Origin of the sequence: Pandoraea anapnoica, assembly GCF_902459765.1 — a bacterium.
Lineage (GTDB): Bacteria > Pseudomonadota > Gammaproteobacteria > Burkholderiales > Burkholderiaceae > Pandoraea > Pandoraea anapnoica.
In genome coordinates this window covers 248,526-273,181 of record NZ_CABPSP010000005.1, presented here as the reverse complement: position 1 = coordinate 273,181, position 24,656 = coordinate 248,526, and the positions used below count along the sequence as shown (strand labels likewise).

The following is a 24,656-nucleotide window of genomic DNA, read 5'->3' as shown; positions in this document are numbered from 1 at the left end:
GCATCGATACCCGATGACGTTGCCAGGCGGACACGGGGTTCAGGAGATACCCGATGAATGCCCCCATGCGCGCCGCTCTTGCGTCGCCCACGGCCAACCCCCTGGCCCATCCCGATTACCAGCTCTCCGACGCGCTTACCGCGCGTAGCGGTCAGATTTTCCTGACCGGTACGCAGGCGCTGGTGCGCATCCTTCTGATGCAACACCAGCTCGACGCCGCTCGCGGCCTGAACACAGCCGGCTTCATCAGCGGCTATCGCGGCTCGCCGCTGGGCGGCGTGGACCAGCAACTGTGGAAGGCGAAGAAGCTGCTCGACGCGGCGAGCGTCAAGTTCCTGCCGGCGATCAACGAGGAACTGGGCGGCACCGCCGTAATGGGCACACAGCGCGTGGAAGCGGACCCGGAGCGCACCGTCGAAGGTGTGTTCGGTATGTGGTACGGCAAGGGCCCGGGCGTAGACCGCGCGGGCGATGCGCTCAAACACGGCAACGCATACGGCGCATCGCGTCATGGCGGCGTGCTCGTGGTAGCGGGTGACGATCACGGTTGCGTGTCGTCGTCGATGCCGCACCAGAGCGACTTCACGATGATGTCGTGGAGCATGCCGGTGCTCAATCCGGCCGATATTGGCGAACTCGTCGAGTTCGGTCTGTACGGTTACGCGCTATCGCGTTTCTCCGGTGCATGGGCGGGCCTCAAGGCCATCTCCGAGACGGTCGAGTCGCGTGGCACGGTCGATCTCGACAAGATCCGCACCGACTGGGCCGAGCCGCTCGATTACGTCGCACCGGCGGGCGGTCTGCACAATCGCTGGCCCGATCTGCCGAGTCTGGCGCTCGAAGCGCGTCTGGCTGACAAGCTCGACGCCGTGCGTGCCTTCTCGCGCGTGAACAGCATCGACAAGTGGATTGCCCCGGCACCCGACGCCGACATCGGCATCGTGACCTGCGGCAAGGCGCATCTGGACCTGATGGAGACGCTGCGCCGTCTGGACATCACCGTCGACGACCTCGCGGCGGCCGGTGTGCGCATCTACAAGGTGGGGTTGTCGTTCCCGCTGGACATGTCGCGTCTGGACACCTTCGTCGCCGGGCTGAAGGAAATCCTCGTCATCGAGGAGAAAGGTCCGGTCGTCGAGCAGCAGATCAAGCAGTACCTGTACAACCGCACCACGGGCACGCGTCCCGTCGTGCTCGGCAAGACCGACGCCGAAGGCCGTACGCTGCTCTCCGCGCTGGGCGAGCTGCGTCCGTCGCGCGTGCTGCCGGTGTTCGCGGACTGGCTGGCGAAGCATCGTCCGATGCTCGACCGTCGTGAGCGCGTAGTCGATCTCGTGGCGCACGACATTCTGTCGAATGCGGCCGATGGCGTGCGCCGCGTGCCGTATTTCTGTTCGGGCTGCCCGCACAACACGTCGACGAAGGTGCCCGAGGGGTCCATCGCGCAGGCGGGCATCGGCTGTCACTTCATGGCGTCGTGGATGGATCGCGACACGACCGGGCTGATTCAGATGGGCGGCGAGGGCGTGGACTGGGCGGCGCATTCGCACTTCACGAAGCGTCCGCACGTTTTCCAGAATCTGGGTGACGGCACGTACTTCCACTCGGGGCTGCTGGCGATTCGTCAGGCGGTCGCGTCCAAGGCGAACATCACCTACAAGATCCTTTACAACGATGCCGTGGCGATGACGGGCGGACAGCCGGTCGACGGCTCAATTTCCGTGCCGCAGATCGCGCGTCAGGTGGAAGCCGAAGGCATCGCCAAGCTGGTCGTGGTGAGCGACGAGCCGGAGAAGTACATCGGCCACGAAGGGCAATTCCCGAAGGGTACGACGTTCCATCACCGCAGCGAACTCGACGCCGTGCAGCGCGAACTGCGCGAGATTCCCGGCGCGACCGTGCTGATCTACGACCAGACGTGTGCCGCCGAGAAGCGTCGCCGTCGCAAGAAAAACGAATTCCCGAATCCGGATCGACGTCTGTTCATCAACGAAGCTGTTTGCGAAGGCTGCGGCGATTGCGGCGTGGCGTCGAACTGTCTGTCGGTCGAGCCGGTAGAGACGGCGATGGGACGCAAGCGTCGCATCGATCAGTCGTCTTGCAACAAGGACTTCTCCTGCGTGAACGGGTTCTGCCCGAGCTTTGTGTCGGTCAAGGGCGCGCAACTGAAGAAGGCGTTGGCGGCGGCATTCGATCAGGCCGCATTCGAAGGACGTCTGAACGCGCTGCCGCAGCCGGTGGCACTCGCAGGCGATGCACCGTTCGACATCATGGTCACGGGCGTGGGCGGCACGGGCGTGGTGACGATCGGCGCGCTCATCACGATGGCCGCGCATCTGGAAGGCAAGAGCGCGTCGGTGCTCGACTTCATGGGTTTCGCGCAGAAGGGCGGCGCCGTGCTGTCGTTTGTACGGTTCGCGAACACGCCGCAAGCGCTCAATCAGGTGCGTATCGACACGCAGCAGGCCGACGTGCTGCTTGCGTGCGACATGGTGGTGGGCGCGAGTGCCGATGCGTTGCAGACGGTGCGCCGCGACCGCACGCGCGTGGTCGTCAACACGCATGCGATTCCGAACGCGACCTTCGTGCAGAACCCGGATGCGAATCTGCACGCCGGTGCGCTGCTGGAGAAGATGCGTCACGCAGCAGGCAACGACAAGCTCGACGCCTGTGACGCGCAAGCGCTCGCACAGCGCTTCCTCGGCGACACGATGGGCTCGAACATCATCATGCTTGGCTACGCATGGCAGTTGGGTCTGGTGCCGGTCTCGCTGCATGCGCTGCAACGCGCCATCGAACTGAACAATGTGGCCGTGCCGATGAATCATCTGGCGCTGGCGATCGGCCGTCTGGCGGCGGGTGACCCGGCTGCGCTCACGGAGACGACCGCCAAGGCGACGCACGCACCGATGCATGCGCCGGTCGCCGACGACATGACGTTCGACGCGCTCGTCGCACATCGTGTGGACTTGCTGACGCAGTACCAGAGCGCGGCCTACGCCTCGCAATTCACGGCGTTCGTGAAGCAGGTGGTCGATGCGGAAACGCGTGTGACCGGTGCGCCGGGACGTCTGTCGCGTGCGGTGGTTCAGCAGCTCTCGCGTCTGATGGCTTACAAGGACGAGTACGAAGTGGCGCGTCTGTACGCTGCCACGACATTCACCGATGCGTTGGGTGAGACGTTCGAAGGCAAGCCGGGCAGCGACTTCCGTCTGGAGTTCCACATGGCGCCGCCGCTCATCGCCCGTGGCAAGGACGGCGGTGTGCCGAAGAAGGTGACGATCGGACCGTGGCTGTGGCCGGTGCTGCGCGGTATGGCGAAGCTGCGTGGTCTGCGTGGCGGTGCGCTCGACGTCTTCGGTTACACGCTGGAGCGTCGCATGGAGCGTCAGTTGATCGCCGACTACCGCACGACGATGGAGCGCGTGCTGGCCGGTCTCTCGGCGGACACGCTGGCCGACGCGATTGCGCTGGCCGAAGCCCCGGCGAAGATTCGTGGCTATGGGCACGTGAAGCTGGCGAACCTGGCGATGGCCAAGCGCGTGGAAGCAACGATTGCGGGCCGTCTGGGCGTGACTCCGGCCACCGGCGACGCCGTCGAACAGGCCCTCGCTCACGCGCGCAGCAGCGGCAAGTCGCTCAAGGGCATTCCGGTGGTGACGTCGCGCTAAGCGTTCAGGCGGGCGGCTGCGCCGCACAGGATGGACCATGCGGGGGCTTCGGCCCCCGTTTTTTATGATGCATCCCTCGTGGGTGTGGCCGCGCCGTCAACGTGTTGCGGGAGGGGTTTCTGTACCGTCATCGGGCCGACGCGCTACCATTCGGAAACGACGCTTGATTACGGAGAGGAAAATGAGTGTTTCGAAGGCGCCTGCGGATCGCAAGGTGATCCTCACGGGTGACCGTCCGACGGGCCCGCTGCATCTGGGCCACTACGTCGGTAGTCTCAAGAACCGTGTTGCGTATCAGCACGAGTACAAGCAATTCATTCTGGTCGCCGACGCTCAGGCGCTGACCGACAACACCGACGACGAAGGCAAGGGCCGAGACAAGGTCCATCGCAATGTCTCCGAGGTGGCGCTCGACTATCTGGCCGTTGGCATCGACCCGGACGTCACGACCATCTGCGTGCAGACCTGGCTGCCCGAACTGACCGAACTCACGTTCTACTACCTGAATCTGGTCACGGTGGCCCGTCTGGAGCGCAACCCGACCGTGAAGCAGGAAATCTCCCTGCGCAACTTCGAGCGCGACATTCCGGCCGGTTTCCTCACCTATCCCGTGAGCCAGGCGGCGGACATCACGGCGTTCCGCGCCACGCTCGTCCCCGTGGGCGAAGACCAGTTGCCGATGATCGAGCAGACGAACGAAATCGTACGTCGCCTCAATCGCATGGCCGGTCGCGAGATCCTCACCGAAGCTCGCGCGCTCGTGCCGCCGATCGGACGTCTGCCGGGCATCGACGGCAAAGCGAAGATGAGCAAGTCGCTCGGCAACGTCATCAACATTTCCTCCTCGCCGGACGAAATCCGCGCGGCCGTGAAGAAGTGCTACACCGACCCGCTGCACCTGAAGGTCGAAGACCCGGGGCATCTGGAGGGCAACGTCGCGTTCGCCTATCTCGATGCCTTCGACGAAGACAAGGAAGGCCTGCAAGCGCTCAAGGACCACTACGTGCGCGGCGGTCTGGCCGACTCGAAGGTGAAGGCGCGTCTGGAAGAGCGTCTGCAGGAAATGCTGCGTCCGATGCGCGAGCGTCGCGAGGAATACGCGAAGAACCCCGACTACGTGTGGGACATGCTGCGCACGGGCACCGAACGCGCCCGCGAGACGGTTTCGCAGACGCTTGACGACGTTCGCTCGGTATTCGTCACGCCGGGCTGGAAGAAGTAAGTCACGCGCTGCGCGTCGATAACTGACGCCTGACGGATCGGCCCCCCGAGGACTGGACATCTCTCCAGCACCCGGGGGGCCGTTTCTTTTTAAGGCGGCGATTCGACGTCCTGTGACGCGTCGCGTGCGATGGTTGTCCCGTAGCTACATCTTGTGCGTGACACCGAGGTCGGCAGGCATGACATTACTTTTCTCCATTAGGATCCGACGCGTCGGCGACAACGGAAGCGTATCCGGCGAGCCTGCGCACCATTGACCAGCGGGATCTGTCACCAACACCGGCTGGCAGCGCTTGATTTCCGCCCGAAAGGTTGCACCGGACGTCGGGCGCGGGCTTTCCGTGTGTGACGAAGCACCTTGGTTCATCAGTTGCTCAGCCTGTGCTTCAAGTCGGTTAAGCAACTGCCACGCGTCGTCCTGACTTGCAAGAAGCTGCCTGACGTAAGCCATTTGCTTCTGCAATTGACTGTTGTGGTACGACAGCGTTCCACGTCTGGCGATCGCGGCCGCTGTCGCGCGAACCGTGCCTGGCAGCGAATACGATGGGTATTGAAGAGGTGGTGGGTTCTGACCGGAAATCTCTCGCATAACGTCGCATATCCAAAAGGTAAAACGGTGAGTGAAACGGATGACAGCGTCGCGATCAAAGTGACGCTGTCATCACGTCGTTGAGGTTATTGAGTTTGCGCATGATGTCGTTGTGCTTGCCCGCGGCAAGCCGAATCTGGGTGCCGCAATCGCTGATCCTTCGACGCAGAATTTCCTCTTCGCGCTCGCACACGGCCTCCTGTTGTTCTCTAATTCGCAAGTTCATCGATCCGTAGAGATTGCGCACTTTCTCGATGCATCTCGACATATCGGCCCAACCCCGATTAAGCGGGTAGGCGACAAGGGTGAAGACGCTGTTGACGAGACTGAGGCCGCTGAGAAGCCCCGACGCGATTTTCAGTGCGACACCGATTATCACGAGTGCCGGAAACATCTGAGGCAGCAATATGGTCGCGACGATGAGCGTGGCCGACAGCATGAAAAGGCCGACAAGAATGGCGATTCTTATCTTCCATCGACGTCGTTCGGGCGGCATGGCGCCCGATGCCTGAAGTAGCGCGTTGTCGATGATCGGTCGCATCTTGTCCAGCGCGCGTCCCGCCCTGCGGGTGGCAACGGCGAATTGTTGCGCTTTGATCAGATCCTCGTCTTTCGGCAGATCGACGGTTGCCGTGTCGTTGCTGTATTGCAGTGGCTCGAACGGAATGGGGGCGCTTCGCGCTTCCACACACCGAACGGCGAGTAATGTCGCCAGGATGTCATTCACGGCATGTTCGAGGTGGTAGAAGACCGTGAAGGCAGCCGTGGCATTGGGGGTGAGCCCATCGCACGCCGGAAGCGTCTTTTGTGAGCCGATTGACCGCCACGAACCCCATGGCGCCTGACGCGAGCGATAGATGCGCGCGATCGCATTTTCCAGACTTCCGATCAAAGGTTCGATGGTGACGAGACCGTCGCCGTAATGGCGTGAGGCCGCGCTCACGCGCTCGACGAGATCGTTGATCGGTGCAAATTCCTTCGACAGCGGTACGTCGTCGGCATCGACCTTCACCATATTTTCGATCTCGTTCCATGCGTTGCTTATCGCACGTAGCCCGTCGGAAATGGACGTTCGGAGCGTCTCCAATGAATGCACTTCACAGGCCTCCTCCAGTGACATGACGTTTTGCTGCGTGACGCTGACGATCCAGTCACCGACGACCGGCCGCGGAGCGTTGCCTCTCGCGCCGGACGTCGAAAGCTGGCGCATGGAGGACGATGATGAGGGCGTCAGAACGATTGTCATGGGGGACCTTGTTCTCTACGTTTATGCGATGAGACTAGTCCTCCGACTTGCGTGCTGCTTTTACTTTTTGCTCGGGTGGTGGGGCTGGCGAGAGCGCGCTCCGAAAGCAAAAACGCCGCGACGTCATGCCCGTCGCGGCGTTTCTTTGTGCTTACGAAGCGGTAATGGGATTACGGTTGCTTCGCGACCTTGCCGTCCTTGAAGACCCAGCGAATAGCCTCGCCCTGACCCGTCAGCACATCGATCGATTCGAGCGGATTCCCATCGACGACCAGCACGTCGGCGAGCGCGCCCGGCGCGATTACGCCCAGCTCACCCTCACGATTCAGAATCTCCGCGCCGATCACCGTCGCCGAACGCAGCGTCTCGGCTGCGCCCAGCACGTCGGCGCGAATCGTCAGTTCGTCGGACTGGTACTTGTGCATGTCGCCGAGCAGATCCGAGCCGAAGCCCATCTTCACGCCAGCTTCGCGGTAGATCGCGAGCGATTCGCGACCGGCGCGTTGCACGCTCTCCACCTTGGCGACGGATTCCGGCGGCAGGCCCAGCGATTCGCCGTCCTTGGCGAGCGCGTCGTAGGTCACGAGCGTCGGCACCACGTAAGCGCCTTTCTCGGCCATGAGCTTCGCCGTCTCGGCGTCGCACAGATTGCCGTGCTCGATGGTACGCACGCCGCAACGCACGGCACGCGCGATGGCCTTCGGCGTGTACGCGTGGGCCATCACATAAGTCTGTGCCGCTTCCGCTTCCGCCACGGCCGCGCGAATTTCATCTTCCGAATACTGCGTGTTGGCGATGGGATCGACCGGCGATGCCACGCCGCCCGAAGCCATCAGCTTGATCTGCGTTGCGCCCTTCTGAATCTCTTCGCGCACGGCGAGACGAATCGGGTCGACGCCGTCGACCACGCGGCCGATGGCGCCCGCACGGAATGCACACGAGCACGGCTCAAGCACGTCGCTGCGCGGGCGGAAGTCGCCGTGACCGCCGGTTTGCGACAGCGCCTTGCCCGACGGGAAAATGCGCGGGCCCGGGATCACGCCTTGTTCGATGGCCTGTTGCAGCGCCCAGTCGGCACCGCCTGCGTCGCGCACGGTGGTGAAGCCGCGGTTGAGCATGCCTTGCATGATCGGCAACGACTTGAGCACGGTCAGCACGTTCGGCTGGCTCGCGTTCGTGCCGAGGTTCGGATGCGAGGCGAGCACGTGCACGTGGCAGTCGATCATGCCGGGCATGACGGTCTTGCCGGTGACGTCGATCACCGTTGCGTCGGCAATATCGAGCGGCGTGGCGCTCACCGCCGTAATGCGATTGCCAACGATGGCCACATCGTGACGTTCGAGCAGGCGGCCAGCGGCCGCGTCGAGCACGTTGCCGCCGCGAAGCAAAGTAACGGTCGTGGAGGACATGGGGGAATTCCTTGATAAAAAGCACAAGGCGCGCCGGGACAGGGCGCGCCTTGTTTAGGAGAAACTCAGACCTTGCCGGTCTTTGGCAGCGGCTTGACGAAGCACGTGCCGACCAGACTGATGGCCGCCGCAACGATCACGTAGATCGCCGGGGCCATGTTGCTGCCCGTGCGGGCAATCAGCCAGGTGATGATCAGCGCAGCGAAGCCGCCGAAGATCGTCACCGCGAAGTTGTACGCCACCGACAGGCCGGTCGAGAGCACCTTCGCCGGGAACAACTCGGAGAACGCGGCGAGAATCGGGCCGGTGTAGCAGGCGATCAGCAGGCCGAACACGATCTGGAACGTGAGCAGCGATTGCAGACCCGGCGACACGTTCAGGTACGTGAACATCGGCCAGGCGAGCACCAGAATCAGCAGTGCCGAACCCGTCAGGAAAGGGCGACGGCCGAGACGGTCCGCCAGACGTCCCACGACCGGGGCGAACACGAGGATCATCGCGCCGCCGACCATGCCAGCGGTGAAGCCGTTAGACGCGGGCAGATGCAGCACGCGTTGGGCATACGTCGGCATGTAGAACAGCAGCACGTAGGTGCAGATCGTCCACAGCACGACCATGGAGAAGCTCGCGAGCGTTTCCTTGGGGTATTGCGAGAAGACGTCGCGCAGCGGCGTGTCGGACTTCTCTGCGCTCTGGAACGTCGGCGTTTCGTCGATCTTGTTACGGATGTAGAAACCGACCGGGCCGATCAGCATGCCGACGATGAACGGCACACGCCAGCCCCACGATTCGAGCGACGCCTTGTCGAGTTCGGTCGTCACGAACGTGCCCACAGCCGCGCCGAGCAGCACGGCAAAGCCGATGCTCGATTGAATCCATGCGGAGTAGTAAGCGCGTTGATTGGGCGGTGCGTATTCCGTCAGGAATGCCGTTGCGCCCCCCATTTCACCACCGGCGGAGAAGCCTTGCAGCAAACGGGCCAGCACGATGATGAGCGGTGCGGCGAGTCCGATCTGGTCGTACGTCGGCGCCAGACCGATCATGGCCGTGCCTGCTGCCATCAACAGGATGGTGAGCGAGAGAGCGGCTTTGCGGCCCACGCGGTCGGAGTAGATGCCGAGCACGATGCCGCCGACCGGGCGCATGAAGAAGCCCACGCCGAAGGTGGCCACGGCTAGCAGGAACGACGAGAGGTCGTCGCCCGTGGGGAAGAACTGCTTCGCGATGATCGCAGCGAAGAAGCTGTAGACGGTGAAGTCGAACCATTCAAGCCCGTTGCCGATCACCGTCGCCACGATCGCGTGACGGCGTTGGCGGGCCAGGTTGTCTTGAGGCACTGCGTAGGTCGCCTGCATCTGGGTCTCCCGGAGGATGGGTGGCGTCCGTTGCGTGTCTTGCTGTCACGTCATGCCGGTAATACGCCTGCTTTTTTGTCGGATCACGTTCGTTCGCAGGCAATGGGAATTCCATGCCGCGACCGGACGTGCGCGGATAAGACAGAAAGTAGTTCAGACAAAATGACAGGCAAAACGATAATTCCGCATGTTGCCATGCGTGTGGCGCATGGCAACTTCTGGAAACTCACGTAACCCCTATGATGGGAAACGAGTTTCCGAGTAAATCCAGTTACGGAAAATTCGTGCTGCGGCATGCTCATGGCGCTCGGCAGGCCATACGAGGTAGTAGCCGCCGCCCAGACTGGCCGATGCATCGCACGCGGGCACGAGCAGACCGGCGTCGAGACACGGGTCGATCATGTGACGCCAGCCCATCACCAGTCCGCCGCCTTCGATGGCCATCTGCACGAGCAGCGGGTAGTAATTGGCGCTCACCAAGCGCGGGAATTTCGGCGCGTTCACGCCTTGCAGCTCGAACCAGTCGGGCCACGACATCCACTTGCGCTGACCGTCTTCGATGAAGAGCAGGGTTTCGCCGACGAGATCGGCCGGGGTGAGTGTGCGTCCGGCGAGATAGCTGGGGGAGCAGACGGGGAAGACTTCCTCGTCGAATAGACGGCGTCCGGCGAAATCGGGCGGCAGGTCGTTACGCACGTAGTACACGCCGAGATCGAATTCGGACGCGGAGAGCGACGTGATGCCGTCCTTCACGATTACGCGAATCTTGATGTCGGGGTGTGCTGCGCGAAAGCGCATGAGTTGCGGCGTCATCCAGAGCACGGCCACGCCGGACGAACACGCGACCGTGAGTTCCAGATCGCCGCGTCGCTTCATGAGGTCGGCCGTGGCTTCAGCGCATTCGCCGAGCAGACGCTGAATCTGCTCGGCGTAACGTTGTCCGGCCACCGTCAGTCGCAGCGTGCGATGTTCGCGTGTGAACAGCGCGCGCCCGAGAAACTCTTCGAGCTGCGCGATCTGCCGACTCACGGCGCTTTGCGTGAGGTTGAGTTCCGCGGCGGCCCGGGTGAAGTTCGCATGCCGCACGGCGGCATCGAACGCAATCAGGCAGTGCAGCGGCGGCAGGGGCGAAATCGGCATGCGCGGTGACGGCTAATGCAGGGTGCGAGTCAGGAAGCTTAACGCTTGCCGACCATTTGCTCCGGGCGAACCCAGGCGTCGAACTGCTCGGCCGTGACGTGGCCCGACGCGAGGGCGGCTGCCTTGAGCGTCGTGCCTTCCTTGTGTGCCTTCTTCGCGATCTGTGCAGCTTTGTCGTAACCGATGTGCGGGTTGAGCGCGGTCACGAGCATGAGCGACTCTTCGAGCAGTGTGCCGATGCGTTCGCGATTCGGCTCGATCCCGATCGCGCAGTTATCGTTGAAGCTGACCGCGCCGTCGGCGAGCACGCGCACGCTTTGCAGGAAGTTGTGGATGAGCATCGGCTTGAACACGTTCAGCTCGAAGTTACCCATCGAACCACCGATGTTGATCGCGACGTCGTTGCCCAGCACCTGGCAGCACAGCATCGTCATGGCTTCGCATTGGGTCGGGTTGACCTTGCCCGGCATGATCGAGCTGCCCGGTTCGTTTTCCGGAATCTGCAACTCGCCGATGCCGCAACGCGGGCCGCTGGCCAGCCAGCGCACGTCGTTGGCGATCTTCATGAAGCTGGCGGCGAGCGTCTTGAGCGTGCCGTGTGCGTTGACGATGGCGTCGTTGGCGGCGAGCGCTTCGAACTTGTTCGGCGCGGTGACGAACGGCAGGCCGGTGTCGCGAGCGAGCGCGTCGGCCACCTTCTTCGCGAATTCGGGGTGCGCGTTCAGACCGGTGCCGACGGCCGTGCCGCCGAGGGCGAGTTCGGCGACGTGGGGCAGGGCGTTGTCGACGTGCTTCAGACCGTGGTCGATTTGCGCCACCCAGCCGGAGATTTCCTGACCGAGCGTGAGCGGCGTGGCGTCCTGCAAGTGCGTGCGGCCGATCTTGACGATGTCGTCATAGGCGCGCGCCTTCGCATGCAGCGTGTCGCGCAACTGGCCCACGCTGGGCTTGAGGTGGTTCACGAGGGCGTCGAGTGCGGCCACGCTCATGGCGGTCGGGAAGACGTCGTTCGACGACTGGCCCTTGTTCACGTCGTCGTTCGGATGCACGAGGCGCTCTTCGCCACGCACGCCGCCGAGCAGTTCGCTGGCGCGGTTCGCGAGCACTTCGTTCATGTTCATGTTCGACTGCGTGCCCGAGCCGGTCTGCCACACGGCGAGCGGGAATTCGTCGTCATGCTTGCCGTCGACGACTTCGTCGGCGGCCTTGATGATCGCGTCGGCCTTCTTTGCGTCCAGCACGCCCAGATCCTTGTTGACCTCGGCGGCCGCGCGCTTCACACGAGCGAGCGCGCGCACGAGTTCACGCGGCATTTTCTCGGTGGAAATCTTGAAGTTTTGCAGCGAGCGCTGGGTTTGTGCACCCCAAAGACGGTCGGCAGGCACGGCAATTTCGCCGAAGGTATCGCGTTCCATTCGCACATCAGACATGATCGACTCCTCGAAGAGAGAATTAAATTCTAGAGCTTTAGAAAGGATCCGGCATGGCAGGTCATCAGGGGACGAGCCATGTCGTGGGAATGAGTTGCGGGGAGATGGGCCTTTTCGAATGTCTTGAGCGTGAAGGCCTGAGCAGGCATGGATTATGCGCCGGAATTGCGATGCGAGGGTGTCGCGAGACGAGGTGAAATGCGTGCGTCCTGGCCCCAAAGTCCACTCAGGCCACTCAGGCCCACACCGCCGTCACCAGTTGCAGCGCAGCGGCAATGGCGGGCTCCTCGCGCCGCGAGGCGAGGGTGACGAACGTGAGTTCCGTGGGCACCGACACGCTGTCGGCGATCACCAGACCGTGCGCACGCGCTTCGCGCAGCGCAATCGAGTCGCGCACCAGCGACAGGCCGATGCCGGACTTCACGAGATCGAGCATCGATGGCTCCTGATCCACTTCCGCCACTTTGACGGGCGACGCCCCGGCTTCGCCGAAGACCGCCGACAGCAGACGGTTGTGCGCCGATTCCGGCGGTGTCCAGATCCACGGGAGGGCGGCGAGTTCGCGCCAGCCGCGCCGGGACACACGCTCGCGCCAGCCAGCGGGTGCCAGCACCTGATAGGAGAACGGGGTGAGGGTAATCGCGTGAAAGCGGGCGGGGTCGGGACTCCCGATATAGAAGCCGACGTCCAGCTCGCTGCGCTCAAGCCGTTGCAGCACGTCGCCCGACATGCTGTGGCGCAGGGCCGTCTCGATCTGTGGATACGACTCCACCAGACGTTTGAGAAACGCCCCCAGACGCGTGAATTCGGGATCGAGGATGGTGCCGATGCGCAGGCGTCCGCGCACGGTGTCGCGCAACGCACCTGCGGCCTGCTGAAGGTCGGTCAGCGCGGCCAGCATGCGCTCGGCGAGCGGCAGCAGCGCCTGGCCGTCGCGCGTGAGCGCCAGCCCCTGCGCCGTGCGCGTGAAGAGGGTGAGCCGCAGCGTCTCCTGCAGGGCCTTCACCTGAAGGCTCACGGCGGGTTGCGTCAGATGCAGACGTTGGGCGGCACGCGTGAGATTGCCCTCACGGGCGATGGCGACGAAGGCGCGAAGATGAGCGAGTTCCATGGACGACGGACTAGAGCAGGCGTTTCACCGGAGCAACATAAGCAAATCTTATATTGCTTTTGATTTTTTCTCATTGGATTGTCGACCGTCGCGACAGTACGCTTGGGGCTACTTGTGGCGCTGAGAAGGGCAACACCAGCGTCGATGCCTTGAAATTCACAGGAAACGAACATGAGCAACGCTGATATTCCGACCGTCCAGCACTTCATCGGTGGCCAACGTGTGGCCGGTGAGGGCGAGCGCTTCGCCGACGTCTTCAATCCGGCCGAGGGGGCCGTGAGCGCCCGCGTGGCCCTGGCCAGCGTCAAGGACGTGAATGCAGCGGTGGCGGCGGCTAAAGCGGCGCTGCCGTCGTGGTCGGAGACGGCCCCGCTCAAGCGCGCCCGCGTGCTGTTCAAGTTCAAGGCGCTGCTCGACGAGCATCAGGACGAACTCGCCCGCATCATCACCCGCGAACACGGCAAGGTGTTCTCCGACGCACGCGGTGAAGTCACGCGCGGCATCGAGATCGTCGAGTACGCCTGTGGCGCACCGAATCTGCTGATGGGCAAGCACAGCGACAACATCGGTGGCGGCATCGACAACTGGCATCTGCGTCAGCCGGTTGGAGTCTGTGCCGGGATCACGCCGTTCAACTTCCCGGTGATGGTGCCGATGTGGATGTTCCCGATTGCGCTCGCCTGTGGCAATACGTTCGTGCTCAAGCCGTCCGAACGCGATCCGTCGGCGAGTCTGCTGATTGCCGATCTGCTGCGCGAAGCCGGGCTGCCGGACGGCGTGTTCAACGTGGTGCAGGGCGACAAGGTCGCCGTGGACGCACTGCTCGATCACCCGGATGTCGAAGCCCTGTCGTTCGTCGGTTCGACGCCGATTGCCGAGTACATCTACACGGAAGGCACGCGACGCGGCAAGCGCGTGCAGGCGCTGGGCGGCGCGAAGAATCATCTCGTGGTGATGCCCGATGCGAATCTCGATCAGGCCGTCGATGCCCTGGTCGGCGCGGCCTACGGCTCGGCTGGCGAGCGCTGCATGGCGATCTCGGTGGCCGTCGCGGTGGGGCAGGTGGCGGATCGTCTGGTCGACGCGCTGGTGCCGCGCGTGAAGGCGCTGCGTGTCGGGCCGGGCGTGGACGACGCTTCGGAGATGGGCCCGGTCGTGACCGCCGCCCACAAGGCGAAGATCGAGGGCTATATTGCGGAAGGTGTGAGTGCCGGGGCGACGCTGCTCGTCGACGGTCGCGGCCTGCAAGTCCCGGGGCACGAGCAAGGGTTCTTCCTCGGCGGCACGCTGTTCGATCACGTGACGACCGAGATGACGATCTATCGCGACGAAATCTTCGGGCCGGTGCTGGCCATCGTGCGCGTGCCCGATCTGGCGTCGGCCATCGAGCTGATCAACGCTCACGAGTTCGGCAACGGCGTATCGTGTTTCACGAGCGACGGCGGCGTGGCACGTGCGTTCTCGCGTCAGGTGAAGATCGGCATGGTGGGCATTAATGTGCCGATTCCGGTGCCGATGGCGTGGCAGTCGTTCGGCGGATGGAAGCGTTCGCTGTTCGGCGACCATCACGCTTATGGCGAAGAGGGCATTCGCTTCTACACGCGCTTCAAGAGCGTGATGCAGCGCTGGCCCGACAGCATCGCCAAGGGGGCGGAGTTCACGATGCCGGTGGCAAAGTAAATCGCGACGCGGCAAGCAACACAACGACAAAAATGAACCCGGTGAGGGTGGCGACAGTCCACCCCACTCGGGTGCCGCACCAGCGTCGGCACCGCACTATGGCGAGTGCCGCGCCAACGACGGAGACATGCGGGAATGAGCAAGCAGACGGACAAGCATAGCGACAAGCAGGAGCGCTTCGATTACATCATCGTCGGGGCCGGGTCAGCGGGCTGTGTGCTGGCGAACCGTCTCACGCAAGACCCGGACGTCACGGTGCTGCTGCTCGAAGCTGGCGGGAAGGACGACTATCACTGGATTCACATCCCCGTCGGCTATCTCTATTGCATCGGCAACCCGCGCACGGACTGGCTGTACCGCACGCAGGAGGAGGCCGGGCTTAACGGTCGTTCACTCGCTTATCCACGCGGGCGGGTGCTGGGCGGCAGTTCGTCGATCAACGGCATGATCTATATGCGCGGCCAGCGCGAAGATTACGATGTCTGGGCCGAGGCGACCGGCGACGACGGCTGGCGCTGGGACAACGTACTGCCGTTGTTCAAGCGCAGCGAAGATCACTACAACGGAAGCTCCGAGTTCCACGGCAGCGGGGGCGAATGGCGCGTCGAGAAGCAGCGGCTGTCATGGCGTGTGCTCGATTCGTTTGCCGACGCGGCCGAGCAGATCGGCATTCCCAAAACCGACGACTTCAATCGCGGCGACAACTTCGGCATCGGTTACTTCGAAGTGAATCAGCGGCGCGGTGTGCGCTGGAGTGCGGCGAAGGGCTTCTTGCGACCGGCGTCGCAACGTCCGAATCTGACGGTGATTACCGGCGCGAGCGTGAGTCGTCTGACCTTCGACGGAACGCGCTGCACGGGTGTGGCATATCGCGGTGGCAACGAAGACTTCGTGGCGCTGGCGAACGTCGAGACGATTCTCGCTGCGGGCGCAGTCAATTCGCCGCATTTGCTCGAAGTGTCCGGCGTTGGCGACGGCGAACGGTTGCGCAATCTCGGCATCGATGTCGTGTCGCATGTGCCCGCTGTCGGCGAGAACTTGCAGGACCATCTGCAATTGCGCACGGTGTACAAACTGCGCGGCGCAAAGACGCTCAACCTCACCGCGAACAGTCTGCTCGGCAAGCTGTCGATCGGCATGCAATACGCCTTCACGCAGCGCGGGCCGATGAGCATGGCACCGTCGCAGCTCGGGGCGTTTGCCCGCAGTCGCGAAGACATGGCGCGTCCCGATCTGGAGTATCACGTACAGCCGCTGTCGCTGGAGAAGTTCGGCGAGCCGCTGCACAAGTTCAACGCGTTCACGGCGTCGGTGTGCAATCTGCGACCGACGTCGCGCGGCCATGTGCATCTGACGTCGCCCGATGTGCGCGTCGCACCGAACATCGCGCCGCACTATCTCTCGACGGAAGCGGACCTACGCGTGGCGGCCGACGCCATCAAACTTACGCGTCGCATCGTGGGCGCACCGGCGTTCGCCCGTTACGAGCCGCGCGAGTATCTGCCGGGACCGTCCTATCAGAGCGACGAAGACCTGAAGCGCGCGGCGGGCGATATCGGCACGACGATCTTCCACCCGGTCGGCACGTGTCGCATGGGGCGTGACGATGACCCCGATGCGGTTGTCGATCCGCAGTTGCGCGTGCGTGGTGTGCAGGGGTTGCGTGTGGTGGATGCGTCCGTCATGCCGACCATCACGTCGGGCAACACCAATTCGCCGACGATCATGATCGCGGAGCGCGCCAGCGACATGATTCGCGCCGCGCGTAAGGTTCGCGTCAGGTAACGACCACGCGCTATTTCCCGCTGTTTTACAAAACTTACGTAGTAATACCTAATGTTGCGCAATCTCGATGAGTGCCCGGTGCGGTATCTCATCGATATTCGCTATCGCCTGCGCATTTGCATGTGCCGCAAAAGCCTTGTCGCACAAGGGCGATGCGTCGTCGCGTCCCATGTGACCGAACGTTCTGCAACGCGTGTGAGCATGCGCGTTTCGACGGGTGCGAAGCTAAGTGCAAATCCCAATGATCGCGTTGCAGCAAACCACACACAATAACGTTTCCCTATGAGTGATCGAACCAAGAATTCGGCGCTTCCTCTGGGACGCGGGGCACTTTGCCGGCGACGCCAACCATAGCGTCACCCGCCTGCCTTGCGGTTGTCACAGACGATGGTGTCTGAAGCGCACACGACGCTTCGCACCGCCAACCAGGAATGTGGCAGGAGACATGGCGAACAACGATTACATTCTCGAAACGCGCGGGCTCACCAAAGAGTTCCGTGGCTTCACCGCCGTGAACGGGGTCGACCTGCGCGTCGCGCGCGGCACCATTCATGCGCTGATCGGGCCGAACGGCGCAGGCAAGACCACCTGCTTCAACTTGCTCACGAAATTCCTCGTGCCCAGTGCAGGCTCCATCACCTTCAACGGGGAAGACATTACCCGTGAAGCGCCCGCGCAAATCGCACGACGCGGCATCATCCGCTCGTTCCAGATCTCTGCCGTGTTTCCGCACCTCACCGTGCTCGAGAACGTGCGCATCGGTCTGCAACGCAATCTCGGCACGGCGTTCCACTTCTGGAGCAGCAGTCGCACACTGCGTCAGCTCGACGCGCGCGCCATGGAGTTGCTCGCGGAGGTCGGCCTCACCGAATTCGCCCATACGCTCACCGTGGAGTTGCCGTACGGCCGCAAACGCGCGCTCGAAATCGCCACCACACTTGCTATGGAACCCGAACTAATGTTGCTCGATGAACCCACGCAAGGCATGGGTCACGAAGACGTCGATCGCGTCACGGCACTCATCAAGAAGGTGTCGGCGGGACGCACGATTCTCATGGTCGAGCACAACATGAACGTGATTGCGGGCATCTCCGACACCATCACCGTGCTTCAGCGCGGCGAGGTGCTCGCCGAAGGGCCGTATCACGAAGTCTCGAAGAATCCGCAGGTGATGGAAGCCTACATGGGAACGGCGGACGGCGAAATGCAGGGAGCCCACGGGTGAGGACGGCTATGTACGGTAACGGCGGCAACAACCAGGGTGGCAAGAACGGTGGCAACGTGCCCGCACTCGAAGTCGAAGGGCTTCAGGCGTGGTACGGCGAGTCGCACATCCTGCACGGCGTGGACCTGACGGTTGGACGTGGCGAAGTCGTCACGCTGCTCGGCCGCAACGGGGCCGGGCGCACCACGACGTTGCGCGCGATCATGGGCCTGACCGGTCAGCGTCAGGGATCGATTCGCATCGCCGGTGAAGAAACGATTCATTTGCCGACGTATAAGGTCGCGCATCACGGCGTGGGGTATTGCCCCGAAGAGCGCGGCATTTTCGCGAGCTTGTCGTGCGAGGAAAACTTGCTGCTACCGCCGTATATCGGCATGAGTGGCAATCGTCGAGAAGACGGCGGGCGCGGCATGTCGCTCGACGAGATCTACGACATGTTCCCGAACCTGAAAGAGCGCCGTCACAGTCAGGGCACGCGCCTGTCGGGTGGCGAACAACAGATGCTCGCGGTGGCGCGCATTCTGCGCACGGGCGCGGATCTGTTGTTGCTCGACGAAATTTCCGAAGGCCTCGCGCCGGTGATCGTGCAGACGCTCGCACGCATGATCACCACGCTCAAAGCGCGTGGCTACACCATCGTGATGGTGGAACAGAATTTCCGTTTTGCGGCTCCGCTGGCCGATCGCTTCTATGTCATGGAGCACGGCAAGATTGTGGAGCGCTTCGGCGCTCCGGAGCTGGAGACGAAGATGCCGGTGCTGCACGAGTTGTTGGGCGTATGAGGTGAGCTACCCGGCGTGCATGCGTGCCGGGCGATGGACCCAGGCGATCAAATCCACGAAGGAGACGAAGATGACGATGCGGATGAAGGCGTTGGCCGTTGCGGCTGCGTTCGGTTTTGCGGCAATGGCCTCGCAGGCCCACGCCGATGGCAACACGGTGAAGATCGGTTTCATTACCGATATGTCGGGTCTGTACACCGACATCGACGGACAGGGCGGCGCAGAAGCCATCAAGATGGCCATCGCCGACTTCGGCGGCAAGGTCCTCGGCAAACCGGTCGAACTGGTCACGGCCGATCACCAGAACAAGGCGGACGTCGCGGCGTCGAAGGCGCGCGAATGGTTCGACCGTGGCGGTGTCGACATGCTCATCGGCGGTACCAACTCGGGCACCGGGCTGGCGATGAACAAGGTCTCCGCCGAGAAGAAGAAGGTCTACATCAACGTGGGCGCAGGCTCCGACGCGCTGACCAACGACCAGTGCCAGCCGTACGGCGTGCACTACGCGTACGACACCGTCGCGCTCGCACGCGGCACGGGCTCGGCCGTGGTGAAGGCGGGCGGCAAGACGTGGTTCTTCCTGACCGCCGACTATGCCTTCGGTCACGCGCTGGAGAAATCCACGTCCGACGTGGTCAAGGCCAACGGCGGCACGGTGGTGGGGCAGGTGCGTCACCCGCTGTCCGCTTCGGACTTCTCGTCGTACCTGCTGCAGGCGCAGGCGTCGAAGGCGCAGGTGCTGGGTCTGGCGAATGCCGGTGGCGACACGATCAATGCGATCAAGGCCGCGAAGGAATTCGGCATCAAGGGCAAGATGCAGATCGCCGGTCTGCTCGTGTTCATCAACGATATTCACTCGCTCGGTCTGGACAACACGGAAGGCATGTACCTGACCGACAGCTGGTACTGGGACAAGGACGCCAAGTCCCGTGAATTCGCCAAGCGCTATTTCAGCAAGATGAAGAAGATGCCGTCGAGCCTGCAGGCCGGCGACTACTCAGCCACGATGACGTACCTCAAGGCCGTACAGGCCGCCGGTACGACGGACGCCGACAAGGTCATGGAGCAGTTGCACAAGATCAAGATCGACGACATGTTCAGCAAGGGCTACATCCGCAAGGACGGCACGATGGTCCACGACATGTACCTGATGCAAGTGAAGTCGAAGAAGGAATCGAAGGAGCCGTGGGACTACTACAAGGTGGTCGCAACCATCCCGGGCGAGAAGGCCTTCACCACCGAAGCCGAATCGACCTGCAAGCTGAAGTAAGCGCAGTACTTCTTTAGTAAGCGATGCACGGATAGCGACGGGACGCGTGTCCCGTCGCGACCTTTCTCCAAGGTTTCACCCAGAGAATCGATTTCGATGGACTTTCTAGGCATCCCCCTGCCGGCGCTGTTGAGCCAACTGCTGCTGGGACTGGTGAACGGCTCGTTCTACGCCATGCTGAGCCTCGGCCTGGCGGTGATTTTCGGTCTGCTCAACGTGATCAACTTCGCTCACGGCGCGTTGTTCATGCTGGGTGCCATGCTCGCCTGGATGGGCGGCAGCTATCTCGGCCTCAATTACTGGGTCATGCTGATCCTCGCCCCCGTTGTGGTGGGCATCATCGGCATCGTGATCGAGCGCACCATGCTGCGCTGGATCTACAAGCTCGATCATCTTTACGGATTGCTACTGACGTTCGGCATCACGCTCGTGCTCGAAGGCGTGTTCCGCTCGATCTACGGCGTGTCCGGTCAGCCGTTCGACGCACCCGACGCGCTGTCCGGCGCGACCAACCTCGGCTTCATGTTCATGCCGAACTATCGCGCGTGGGTGGTGGTGGCATCGCTCGTCGTCTGCTTCGCGACGTGGTTCGTCATCGAGAAGACGAAGATCGGTGCGTATCTGCGTGCCGGTACGGAGAACCCGAAGCTCGTGGAAGCGTTCGGCGTGAACGTGCCGCTCATGATCACGCTGACGTACGGCTTCGGCGTGGCGCTGGCGGCGTTCGCCGGTGTGCTCGCCGCGCCCGTGATTCAGATCTCGCCGCTCATGGGGCAGTCGATGATCATCACCGTGTTCGCGGTGGTCGTGATCGGCGGTATGGGCTCCATCATGGGCTCGATCGTCACCGGGCTGATGCTCGGCGTGATCGAAGGCTTCACCAAGGTGTTCTACCCGGAAGCGTCGGCGACCGTGGTGTTTTTCATCATGGTGATCGTGTTGCTGCTGCGCCCTGCCGGGCTGTTCGGCAAACAAAAGTAAGGGACGAAACCATGCAACAACAGATGCAACAACGCGTGCTGTATTCCCTGCTGCTGTTGGCGCTGATCGTCGCGCCGTTTGTCGGCGCGTATCCGGTCTTCGTCATGAAGGTGCTGTGCTTTGCGCTGTTCGCCGCCGCCTTCAACTTGCTGCTTGGCTTCACGGGCTTGCTGTCGTTCGGCCACGCTGCGTTCTTCGGCAGCGCCGGTTATGTGACGGGCTATGCGATCCGCAACCTCGGCTTTACGCCGGAGATCGGCATTCTCGCGGGCGTGGTTGCGGGGGCGGTGCTGGGGCTGGTGATTGGCTTGCTGGCGATCCGGCGTCAGGGCATCTACTTCGCCATGATCACGCTGGCGCTCGCGCAGATGCTTTACTTCTTCTGCCTGCAAGCGCCGTTCACGGGCGGGGAAGACGGTCTGCAAGGCGTGCCGCGCGGTTCGCTCCTCGGTCTGCTGCCGCTCGACTCGGATCTGACGCTGTACTACGTGGTGCTCGCGATCTGCGCGCTGGGTTTCCTGCTGATCATGCGCATCGTGCATTCGCCGTTCGGTCAGGTGCTGAAAGCGATCAAGGAGAACGAGCCCCGTGCGATCTCGCTGGGGTACGACGTCGACCGCTTCAAGCTGCTGGCGTTCGTGCTGTCGGCCACGCTCGCTGCGCTCGCCGGTTCGACCAAGACGGTGGTGCTGGGCTTCGAGACCCTCACCGACGTGCACTGGACGATGTCGGGCATGGTGATTCTGATGACGCTCGTGGGTGGTCTCGGCACGATGCTCGGGCCGGTGGTGGGCGCGGTGGTGATCATCGTGCTTGAGAACAAGCTGGGCGATATCGGCAACTGGCTCGCGACGGCGACCGGCGTGCCGTGGTTCCAGACGCTCGGCGAATCCGTCACCATCGTGATCGGTGCGATCTTCATCATCTGCGTGCTGGCGTTCCGACGCGGTCTCGTGGGTGAGTTCATTGCGCGCAGCCGGTTCTTCCGGTCGATGTCGCAGGCGTCGTAAGTGGTGTGTGAATTGAGCGATTCGTGGAAGCCGGAATGTCGACGGATGCACCTGTGTGGCGCGTCCGCTCGTCACTCTGGCGCACGAATGTCAGAAAAAACCTAATTCGTAGGGGTAAATGCTGACTTGTGGTGCATTGGGTGCTCCTTTATTCTCTCCCTCAGTTCGCGTCACAGCAGGATATAGGGGCGAGGAACGAGGAGACAACAAGCGCGATAACGCGCACCGCCAAAAAAGAAAGCGCTGTCGGAGAAGACTCCGACAGCGCTTTTTATATTGTGCTTCACCTTCCGCATGGCGTCGCATTGCGCTGTGCCAGGCCTTCGTCAGCCATGCCATATTCAGCGGTCATGACGCTTCCTTGTGCGGCCATCACGCACTGCATTCTGCATTTCACTGGTTTTTCCGCATTTCGTTCGCAGTTTCGGCTGTCTTTACGCCACGTTGCGAGAATTGAACCCGTTTCTACCGCAATAAGTACGCGCAATGCGGAATAAAGACGCTATGCTCGGCGTTTTCGTCTGGCTGGCTTCCAGTCCAGTTGTGCTGCGACTGAGGTGTTGTGTATGGGGAATGTATGTTGATGGGTTGGTCGCTGACCGATTTGCTGATGCTCGCTGGCGGGGCGTTTCTCGCCGGGCTGGTCGATGCCGTGGTCGGTGGCGGCGGCCTGATCTCTGTTCCGACGCTCTTCGCCGCCTTCCCCAATGCGGCACCGCCGCTGCTGTTCGGCACCAACAAGATGGCTGGCATCTGGGGCACGGCCTCGGCGGCGATGCGTTACTCGCGCGGTATCCAGTTGCGCTGGGCGCTTGTGTTGCCCACCACTATCGCAGCGTTCGTCTTCTCATTCTGTGGTGCCTACGCCGTCACCCATGTTCCGGCCGACATCCTGCGCAAAGTGCTGCCATTCGTGCTGGTCGCAGTGGCGATCTATACCCTGCGCAAGAAGGATTTCGGGACGGTCCATGCCCCCGTGAAGGGCGGGGCGGGGGTGACGCTCATGGCGATCGCCGTGGGCGGTGTCATCGGCTTTTACGACGGTTTCTTCGGCCCCGGTGCGGGCAGCTTTCTGGTGTTTCTGTTTGTGCGGCTGTTCGGGCAGGACTTCGTGAATGCGTCGGCGTCCTCGAAGATCGTGAACGTCGCGACGAATCTGGCCGCGCTGCTGCTGTTCGGCATGAGCGGGCATGTACTGTGGCTGGTCGGCGCGGGCATGGCAATCATGAACGTGGTGGGCAGTCTGGTGGGCAGCCGTCTCGCGCTCAAGCACGGTGTTGGTTTCGTGCGGCGCATGTTTCTGGGCGTGCTTGCGGTGCTGATCGTGAAAACGGGCTACGACGCGTTTTTACGCGGCTAGTGGCAAAACCGCTGTGGCAGATGCCACAGGTGGGGAAACCGCACTTTACGAAACGGCATCCGTGCCCGTAAGATGGGCGACAATTTCCCGACTGCGCGGTCGGTTAATGTCAAAAAAATGCGTCAAAAATCGAATTCGAAATTTTTGTGAGGAGACCCAAATGAAACTGAAGTTGCTGTGCATGGCATCGGCCATGATGCTCGTCGCGGGCGTGGCGAACGCTCAGGTGAAGATTGGCGTGTCGCTGTCGGCGACCGGTCCGGCCGCTTCGCTGGGCATTCCCGAGAAGAACACGATCGCTCTGATGCCCAAGACGATTGCTGGCCAGACGGTGCAGTACATCGTGCTCGACGATGCGACCGACACCACGACCGCCGTCAAGAACATGCGCAAGCTGATCAGCGAAGATCACGTCGACGCCGTGCTCGGCTCGACCGTCACGCCGAACTCGCTGGCCATGGTCGACGTCGCAGCCGAAACGCAGACCCCGGTGATCTCGATGGCCGCAGGCGCCGCCATCGTCGAGCCGGTCGACGCGAAGCGCACGTGGGCCTTCAAGACCCCGCAGAATGACATTCTGATGGCCACCGCTATCGCCAAGCACATGGCCGACAACGGTGTGAAGACTGCGGCGTTCATCGGCTTCGCCGATGCGTACGGCGAAGGCTGGTACAAGGAATTCCAGAAGGCTGCCGATCTGAACAAGATCAAGGTCGTGGCGAACGAGCGCTTTAACCGTGCCGACACGTCGGTGACCGGTCAGGCGCTCAAGGTCATGGGCGCGAACCCGGACGCCGTGCTGATCGCCGGTTCGGGCACGCCGGCGGCTCTGCCGCAGCGCACGCTCAAGGAGCGCGGCTACAAGGGCAAGCTGTATCAGACGCACGGCGTGGCGAACAATGACTTCCTGCGTGTTTGCGGCAAGGACTGCGAAGGCACGTATCTGCCGGCCGGCCCGCTGCTCGTCGTCGAGCAACTGCCGAACGACAACCCGGTGAAGAAGTCGGCGGCTGCGTACAAGGCCGCTTATGAAAAGGCTTATGGCGCTGGTTCGATCTCGACCTTCGGCGGCCACGCCTGGGACGGCGGCCTGCTGCTGCAAGCCACGATTCCGGTGGCACTGAAGAAGGCCAAGCCGGGTACGCCGGAGTTCCGCGCAGCCCTGCGCGAAGCGCTGGAGAACGTGAAGGACATGCCGGGCACGGCAGGTATCTTCAACATGAGCAAGAACGACCACAACGGTCTGGATCAGCGCTCGCGTGTGATGGTGCAAATCGTCGACGGCAAGTGGAAATTGGCGAACTGATGCGCATCGGGGCTGCCTATAGCATGCAGGCATGCCCCGCTGTTCCATTGGAAACATCTGCGGTAAAAGCGCCCGGTTCGACCAG

General features: G+C 62.6%; 18 protein-coding genes. 11 read left to right on the top strand and 7 right to left on the bottom strand.

Annotated features, from left to right (window positions below; all coding sequences use genetic code 11):
• The first annotated feature begins 53 nt into the window (after positions 1 to 53).
• Complete coding sequence (locus PAN31117_RS11180; protein ID WP_150738230.1) at positions 54 to 3,671, top strand: indolepyruvate ferredoxin oxidoreductase family protein; 3,618 nt, start codon at positions 54 to 56, stop codon at positions 3,669 to 3,671.
• Between the two features lie 181 nt (positions 3,672 to 3,852).
• Complete coding sequence (trpS, locus tag PAN31117_RS11175; RefSeq protein ID WP_150738229.1) at positions 3,853 to 4,893, top strand: tryptophan--tRNA ligase; 1,041 nt, start codon at positions 3,853 to 3,855, stop codon at positions 4,891 to 4,893.
• Between the two features lie 144 nt (positions 4,894 to 5,037).
• Here trpS and PAN31117_RS11170 read toward each other — a convergent pair whose 3' ends face one another.
• From PAN31117_RS11170 to PAN31117_RS11140, 7 genes are all read right to left on the bottom strand, one after another.
• Positions 5,038 to 5,481 (bottom strand): hypothetical protein, encoded by a 444-nt coding sequence (locus tag PAN31117_RS11170; RefSeq protein ID WP_150738228.1) that lies wholly within the window; start codon positions 5,479 to 5,481, stop codon positions 5,038 to 5,040.
• A 55-nt stretch (positions 5,482 to 5,536) separates the two neighbouring features.
• On the bottom strand, positions 5,537 to 6,727 hold the full coding sequence (locus tag PAN31117_RS11165) for a hypothetical protein (protein WP_150738227.1): 1,191 nt from the start codon (positions 6,725 to 6,727) through the stop codon (positions 5,537 to 5,539).
• A gap of 170 nt (positions 6,728 to 6,897) precedes the next feature.
• Positions 6,898 to 8,136 carry a metal-dependent hydrolase family protein gene (locus PAN31117_RS11160; protein ID WP_150738226.1) on the bottom strand — a complete coding sequence of 413 codons (1,239 nt, stop codon included), beginning with the start codon at positions 8,134 to 8,136 and terminating at the stop codon, positions 6,898 to 6,900.
• Positions 8,137 to 8,201: 65 nt separating this feature from the next.
• Positions 8,202 to 9,491: an MFS transporter gene (locus PAN31117_RS11155; protein ID WP_150738225.1), complete on the bottom strand. Its 1,290-nt coding sequence runs from the start codon at positions 9,489 to 9,491 to the stop codon at positions 8,202 to 8,204.
• Positions 9,492 to 9,728: 237 nt separating this feature from the next.
• Positions 9,729 to 10,631 (bottom strand): LysR substrate-binding domain-containing protein, encoded by a 903-nt coding sequence (locus tag PAN31117_RS11150; protein WP_150738224.1) that lies wholly within the window; start codon positions 10,629 to 10,631, stop codon positions 9,729 to 9,731.
• Between the two features lie 38 nt (positions 10,632 to 10,669).
• The gene (gene fumC, locus PAN31117_RS11145; protein WP_150738296.1) at positions 10,670 to 12,064 is read right to left on the bottom strand and encodes a class II fumarate hydratase; all 1,395 of its coding nucleotides are present in this window, start codon (positions 12,062 to 12,064) and stop codon (positions 10,670 to 10,672) included.
• A 232-nt stretch (positions 12,065 to 12,296) separates the two neighbouring features.
• Positions 12,297 to 13,172 carry a LysR family transcriptional regulator gene (locus tag PAN31117_RS11140; protein WP_150738223.1) on the bottom strand — a complete coding sequence of 292 codons (876 nt, stop codon included), beginning with the start codon at positions 13,170 to 13,172 and terminating at the stop codon, positions 12,297 to 12,299.
• Between the two features lie 171 nt (positions 13,173 to 13,343).
• On the opposite strand from PAN31117_RS11140, the gene PAN31117_RS11135 reads away from it, so the two are divergent.
• The 9 genes from PAN31117_RS11135 to PAN31117_RS11095 all read left to right on the top strand — a co-directional run bounded on the left by PAN31117_RS11135 (position 13,344) and on the right by PAN31117_RS11095 (position 24,571).
• Positions 13,344 to 14,852 carry a CoA-acylating methylmalonate-semialdehyde dehydrogenase gene (locus tag PAN31117_RS11135; protein ID WP_150738222.1) on the top strand — a complete coding sequence of 503 codons (1,509 nt, stop codon included), beginning with the start codon at positions 13,344 to 13,346 and terminating at the stop codon, positions 14,850 to 14,852.
• Between the two features lie 135 nt (positions 14,853 to 14,987).
• Positions 14,988 to 16,637 (top strand): GMC family oxidoreductase, encoded by a 1,650-nt coding sequence (locus PAN31117_RS11130; RefSeq protein ID WP_150738221.1) that lies wholly within the window; start codon positions 14,988 to 14,990, stop codon positions 16,635 to 16,637.
• Between the two features lie 445 nt (positions 16,638 to 17,082).
• Entirely contained in the window at positions 17,083 to 17,862 is a 780-nt protein-coding gene (locus PAN31117_RS11125; protein ID WP_046290222.1) for an ABC transporter ATP-binding protein, read from the top strand.
• A gap of 8 nt (positions 17,863 to 17,870) precedes the next feature.
• Positions 17,871 to 18,644 carry an ABC transporter ATP-binding protein gene (locus PAN31117_RS11120; RefSeq protein WP_150738220.1) on the top strand — a complete coding sequence of 258 codons (774 nt, stop codon included), beginning with the start codon at positions 17,871 to 17,873 and terminating at the stop codon, positions 18,642 to 18,644.
• Positions 18,645 to 18,720: 76 nt separating this feature from the next.
• The gene (locus PAN31117_RS11115) at positions 18,721 to 19,914 is read left to right on the top strand and encodes an ABC transporter substrate-binding protein (RefSeq protein WP_150738295.1); all 1,194 of its coding nucleotides are present in this window, start codon (positions 18,721 to 18,723) and stop codon (positions 19,912 to 19,914) included.
• Positions 19,915 to 20,010: 96 nt separating this feature from the next.
• On the top strand, positions 20,011 to 20,895 hold the full coding sequence (locus PAN31117_RS11110; RefSeq protein ID WP_150738219.1) for a branched-chain amino acid ABC transporter permease: 885 nt from the start codon (positions 20,011 to 20,013) through the stop codon (positions 20,893 to 20,895).
• 11 nt (positions 20,896 to 20,906) lie between these two features.
• Positions 20,907 to 21,905 carry a branched-chain amino acid ABC transporter permease gene (locus PAN31117_RS11105; RefSeq protein ID WP_150738218.1) on the top strand — a complete coding sequence of 333 codons (999 nt, stop codon included), beginning with the start codon at positions 20,907 to 20,909 and terminating at the stop codon, positions 21,903 to 21,905.
• Between the two features lie 577 nt (positions 21,906 to 22,482).
• A complete protein-coding gene (locus tag PAN31117_RS11100; RefSeq protein ID WP_150738217.1) occupies positions 22,483 to 23,265 on the top strand; it encodes a sulfite exporter TauE/SafE family protein in 783 nt (260 codons plus the stop codon).
• A gap of 160 nt (positions 23,266 to 23,425) precedes the next feature.
• Positions 23,426 to 24,571: an ABC transporter substrate-binding protein gene (locus PAN31117_RS11095; protein ID WP_150574935.1), complete on the top strand. Its 1,146-nt coding sequence runs from the start codon at positions 23,426 to 23,428 to the stop codon at positions 24,569 to 24,571.
• Positions 24,572 to 24,656 lie beyond the last annotated feature (85 nt).